This is a genomic window from Streptomyces flavofungini (assembly GCF_014650815.1).
GTDB classification, from domain to species: domain Bacteria; phylum Actinomycetota; class Actinomycetes; order Streptomycetales; family Streptomycetaceae; genus Streptomyces; species Streptomyces flavofungini.
Window position 1 is genome coordinate 1 of record NZ_BMVR01000053.1, and the last position, 3,943, is coordinate 3,943.

The following is a 3,943-nucleotide window of genomic DNA, read 5'->3' on the forward strand; positions in this document are numbered from 1 at the left end:
CCCCCGCGCCTCCCATGCCCCTCCCGCCCGCCCCGCCCCCCACTCCCCGACCGTCCGTCAAACCCCAGGTCACACCCCCTCCCCCGGCCACCCCCAGGGCCCGTCGGCCGGCCCCGTCACCCACGCCCATCGCCTACCCCGCGTACCACACGCCGCCGCGCAAGCAACCGCCTCGCGACGGGCCGTCCCTGGTCTCGCTCACCCTGCTCGTCACCGCGCCCGCAGTGTTCGCCGTCGCTGCCCTACGACCGCGCTGACCGCGCTGACCGCCGGAGGAACCCTTGTCGGAATGGCTTGTTCTCACCCTCGCGATGGCCGCCGCCTGCGCCGTCGTCCTCGTCATCGTGGTGCTCCGGCACCGCCGAACCGCCACGGACTATGACACTTCGGAAACGCCGGATGTCATGGAGTACATGACGATGATGATCGGCGTGGTGTACGCCATCGTCCTCGGCCTCGCCATCGCCGGCGTGTGGGAGGCCCGCAGCGCCGCCCAGGATCATGTGCGTGCCGAGGCCCAGGCCCTGCACGAGGTCAACGAGCGGGTCCGGGTGTACCCGCAGGAGGCCCGGGATCGGATCCGTGACGATGTACGGGCGTATGTCGGCCATGTCGTGACCACGGAGTGGGACACCATGAAGAAGCGCGGTGAGATGACCGAGCGCGGGGACGCACTCCTGGCCCGGCTGCGGAACGACGTCACCGACTACGAACCGACGACCGACTTCCAGGCCCAGGCCTACCAGCCCCTGATCGACCAGGTCGCGCTCGCCGACGACGCCCGCGGCGCCCGCGCCGACAGTGTGGGAGCCACCATGCCGGGCGTCGTCTGGTTCGGCCTCATCACCGGCGGCCTCGTCACGGTGGGCCTCATCTTCGCCCTCCAGATCCGCCGCACCGCCCGCGAACTGATCCTCGCCGGGCTGTTCTCCGCCCTGATCGCCTTCCTGCTCTTCCTCATCTGGGACTTCGACGCCCCCTACAGCCGCGGCATCGCGGCCACGGCGGAGCCGTTCGAGACGCTGTCCCCGAACCTGCGGGACTAGGACCTGCCCGATGGGCCGGAGCGGCGTCGAGGGTCGACGGCGCGGCCGGGCGGGACAGGCCGGGCGGGCCTCAGCCCTTCGGGAGGCACAGATCCGATCCCGCCCGGCGGCCGCGGGGGCCACCGGCCCTGGGGAAGTACCGGTGGCCCAGCCGCCGGACGCCCCCGTGATCCCCCGTGGCGTTCCATCCGTGCGGCATATGCGTCATCAAACCCCCCGTCCCCGCCGCCCGGGGAGTGTGTGCGCCGCACCGATGTGTGCGCGGCGAGCACACGGTGTGTGACCCGAGTGGGCCCGCGATCACCGGAGGGCCACCTTCCGCTCCCGGTCCGCCGCGGCCGGGGCGGACGCGCCCGCCCGCCGGGGCCGCCCCATCCCCGCCCCGCGCCTGACGCCCTGCCACATCCCCCGCCCGCACCGCCGCGCCGCGCCGTCGCGTTCCCCTGTCCGGCCCACAGGAATGCCCCGTTCGCACGACACCGATCGCGGGGACCCCGGGCCCTGCCTAGCGTTCGGGGCATCGAGGTGCATATCAGGCGCAAGCGGAAGAAGGTCCGCGGCTGCTCCTCGGGGACCCGGAGGATCGATCATGCGCGCGATACGCGTCGCCTCAGCCGCCCTGCTCACCGCCACCGCCCTGACCCTCACCGCGCCCCCGGCGGCCGCGGCCGTCGCGGGCGAGGAGAACATCACGTCGTTCGGCTTCCGGATCACCCCGTCCACGATCGCCGCGGGCGGCCAGGTCACGCTCAGCGTCGACGGCTGCGAGCACAACACCAAGGTGACGTCGGGCATCTTCGACGACGTCACCATTCCCAAGGGCCAGTCGTCGGCCACCGCGATGGTCTTCTGGGACGCCAAGCCCGGCGCCATGTACGAGGTGACGTTCACCTGTGGCCAGGAGTCGGGCACGACCGACCTGACCATCGTCGGCGGCCACTCCAGCGGCAACCCCACCCATCACCCCACCCCGCACCACTCCCGGGGTGTCAAGGCGGGCGTCGGCGGCAGCTCCGGCGGCTTCGACGCCCAGCAGCTCGCGGTCGGCGGCGCCCTGATCGCGGGCGTCCTCGGCACGGCGTACTACTGGACCCGGCGGCGCACCGGCCAGGACGAGTCCTGACGGTCCCCGGCACCGGCGGCCGGCCCGGCGCGGAAGGGGGACGCGCCGGGCCGGTCGGCCGTTCTGGGTGCGGTACGGGTGCGCGGCGGGCCCGCGGGCCCCGGCCGGACGCCGGACCGGTCAGGCCTTGCTCTCGGACCGGCGGCGCATCCAGAACACCCCGCCGCCGACGGCCGCGGCCGCCACCAGGGCCCCGCCGATCGCCATGTCGGTCCGCGTCGCCCCGGACGTGGTGCTGCCGCCGATGCCGCCGCGGACACCGCCGTGGATGACCGTGAAGGCGGCGGGCCGGGTCAGCGGCTTGCCGCCGCAGTTCGCCGTGATGTCGTACGCACCGGGGTGGGCGTTGTGGTTGACCTTGACCGTCGCGCTCGCGGTGGAGCCGCCCTGGATGTGCTGCAGGTTGGTCCGCGGGAACGCCGGTGACTCGACGTAGCTGCCCGGCGAGCTGCAGGAGCTGCCGTCGACGGTGACCGTGAGCTGGCCGCCCCGGGCGATGACGCTGGGCATGGCGACGATGTTGCTCGGTTCCGCCCAGGCCGCGGCGGACGGCGCCGCGAACCCGACCAGGGCGCCTGCGGCGACCACGGCCGCGAGAGCACGAGAATTGCGCATGGGTATCTTCCTCCGCGGAAGACGCCCCGGGGACACCATTTCCCCGGTCGATCGGCGAGAGCGCCTCCCAGATAGACCCTCAGACGCCCTGCGTGGGGCCGCATTTCGGGAATCGGCCGTCCTGGTGAGGGGACACGCCGGGGCGCGTCCGCGCGAGCGGATATTGCCGCAGGTCACGGACCGTCAGAAATTTCCTGCGGGGGACGACTCGGATGGCGCAGGCCCAGGTCCGGGGCCACCCGTTCGCTCCCGCCCTTTCGCACGCCGCGCGCGCTGCGCATAGCGTTTTTCCCACGCGCAATGGACGCGGCCGGAATGCCGCGTTGAGAGGGGATAGAGAATGTCTTCGTCCCAGCCTTCGGAAGATTTCGACGAGGAGGAAAGGCAGCGGAAACGCGCGCCGTGGGGCGTCATGGCGCTGGTTCTGCTGACCGGTCTCGCCCTGATCCGCAATGGCTCCGGCGAGTTCGACGTCGGCCCGCCGCAGCCCGCGTCGGCCGCGGCGGCGGACCGCGCGCCCGCCAAGACCGACGCCCCCGCGCCCCTGGCCTTCGCCGCCGCCGACCGCGTCCGCATCAAGGCGATCCGCGTCGACGCGCCCGTGATGGCGGTCGGCCTGGACGCGGAGGGCTGGGTGGACGCGCCGCCGCCGGACGACCCGAATCTGGCGGGGTGGTTCACCGGTGCGGTCTCGCCCGGCGAGAAGGGCACGGCGGTCGTCGTCGGGCACGTCGACAACCAGCGCGGACCCGCGGTCTTCTACGGCCTCGGCTCGCTCAAGAAGGGGAATCGCGTCGAGGTCCTGCGCAAGGACCGGCGCGTGGCCGTCTTCGAGATCTACGGCATCGAGGTGTTCGAGAAGAACAACTTCCCCGGCGACCGCGTGTACGCGAGCGGCGCCACACCCGAACTGCGGGTCATCACCTGCGGCGGCGGCTTCTCCAAGCAGCGGGGCTACGACGGGAACGTCGTGGTGTTCGCCCGCCTCGTCGACGTGCGCTGACACCCGGGGCAGGCGGGGCACGCGGGCCGCGCCGGAGCCGGGGCCACCCCGGCACCCCGGCCCGGCCGCGCCCCGCGCCGCCCCATCGGACAGGCCCTAGCTGTATTGGCCCGCGGGGTTGTTGACGCGGGTGATGGGTGGGTGGCCGCCGAGTGC

4 protein-coding genes are annotated in these 3,943 nt (G+C 73.2%); 3 read left to right on the forward strand and 1 reads right to left on the reverse strand.

The genetic code is table 11. The annotated features are described in order from the left end of the window. Positions 1 to 281 precede the first annotated feature (281 nt). Together IE274_RS39035 and IE274_RS39040 are read left to right on the forward strand one after the other, a co-directional pair. Complete coding sequence (locus tag IE274_RS39035; RefSeq protein WP_190120703.1) at positions 282 to 1,046, forward strand: bestrophin-like domain; 765 nt, start codon at positions 282 to 284, stop codon at positions 1,044 to 1,046. Between the two features lie 589 nt (positions 1,047 to 1,635). Beyond that, a complete protein-coding gene (locus IE274_RS39040) occupies positions 1,636 to 2,169 on the forward strand; it encodes a hypothetical protein (protein WP_190120704.1) in 534 nt (177 codons plus the stop codon). A 120-nt stretch (positions 2,170 to 2,289) separates the two neighbouring features. Here the strand turns inward: IE274_RS39040 and IE274_RS39045 are convergent, their stop codons facing one another. Beyond that, the gene (locus tag IE274_RS39045) at positions 2,290 to 2,784 is read right to left on the reverse strand and encodes a hypothetical protein (protein WP_190120705.1); all 495 of its coding nucleotides are present in this window, start codon (positions 2,782 to 2,784) and stop codon (positions 2,290 to 2,292) included. Positions 2,785 to 3,124: 340 nt separating this feature from the next. Here IE274_RS39045 and IE274_RS39050 point away from each other — a divergent pair, with 340 nt between their 5' ends. Next, complete coding sequence (locus IE274_RS39050; RefSeq protein ID WP_190120706.1) at positions 3,125 to 3,787, forward strand: class F sortase; 663 nt, start codon at positions 3,125 to 3,127, stop codon at positions 3,785 to 3,787. Positions 3,788 to 3,943: the final 156 nt, after the last annotated feature.

What these genes read in the sequence shown, in the direction of transcription:
- IE274_RS39040 (WP_190120704.1), top strand. Translation starts at nt 1,636, where the DNA reads ATGCGCGCGATACGCGTCGCCTCAGCCGCCCTGCTCACCGCCACCGCC.
- IE274_RS39045 (WP_190120705.1), bottom strand. Translation starts at nt 2,784, where the DNA reads ATGCGCAATTCTCGTGCTCTCGCGGCCGTGGTCGCCGCAGGCGCCCTG.
- IE274_RS39050 (WP_190120706.1), top strand. Translation starts at nt 3,125, where the DNA reads ATGTCTTCGTCCCAGCCTTCGGAAGATTTCGACGAGGAGGAAAGGCAG.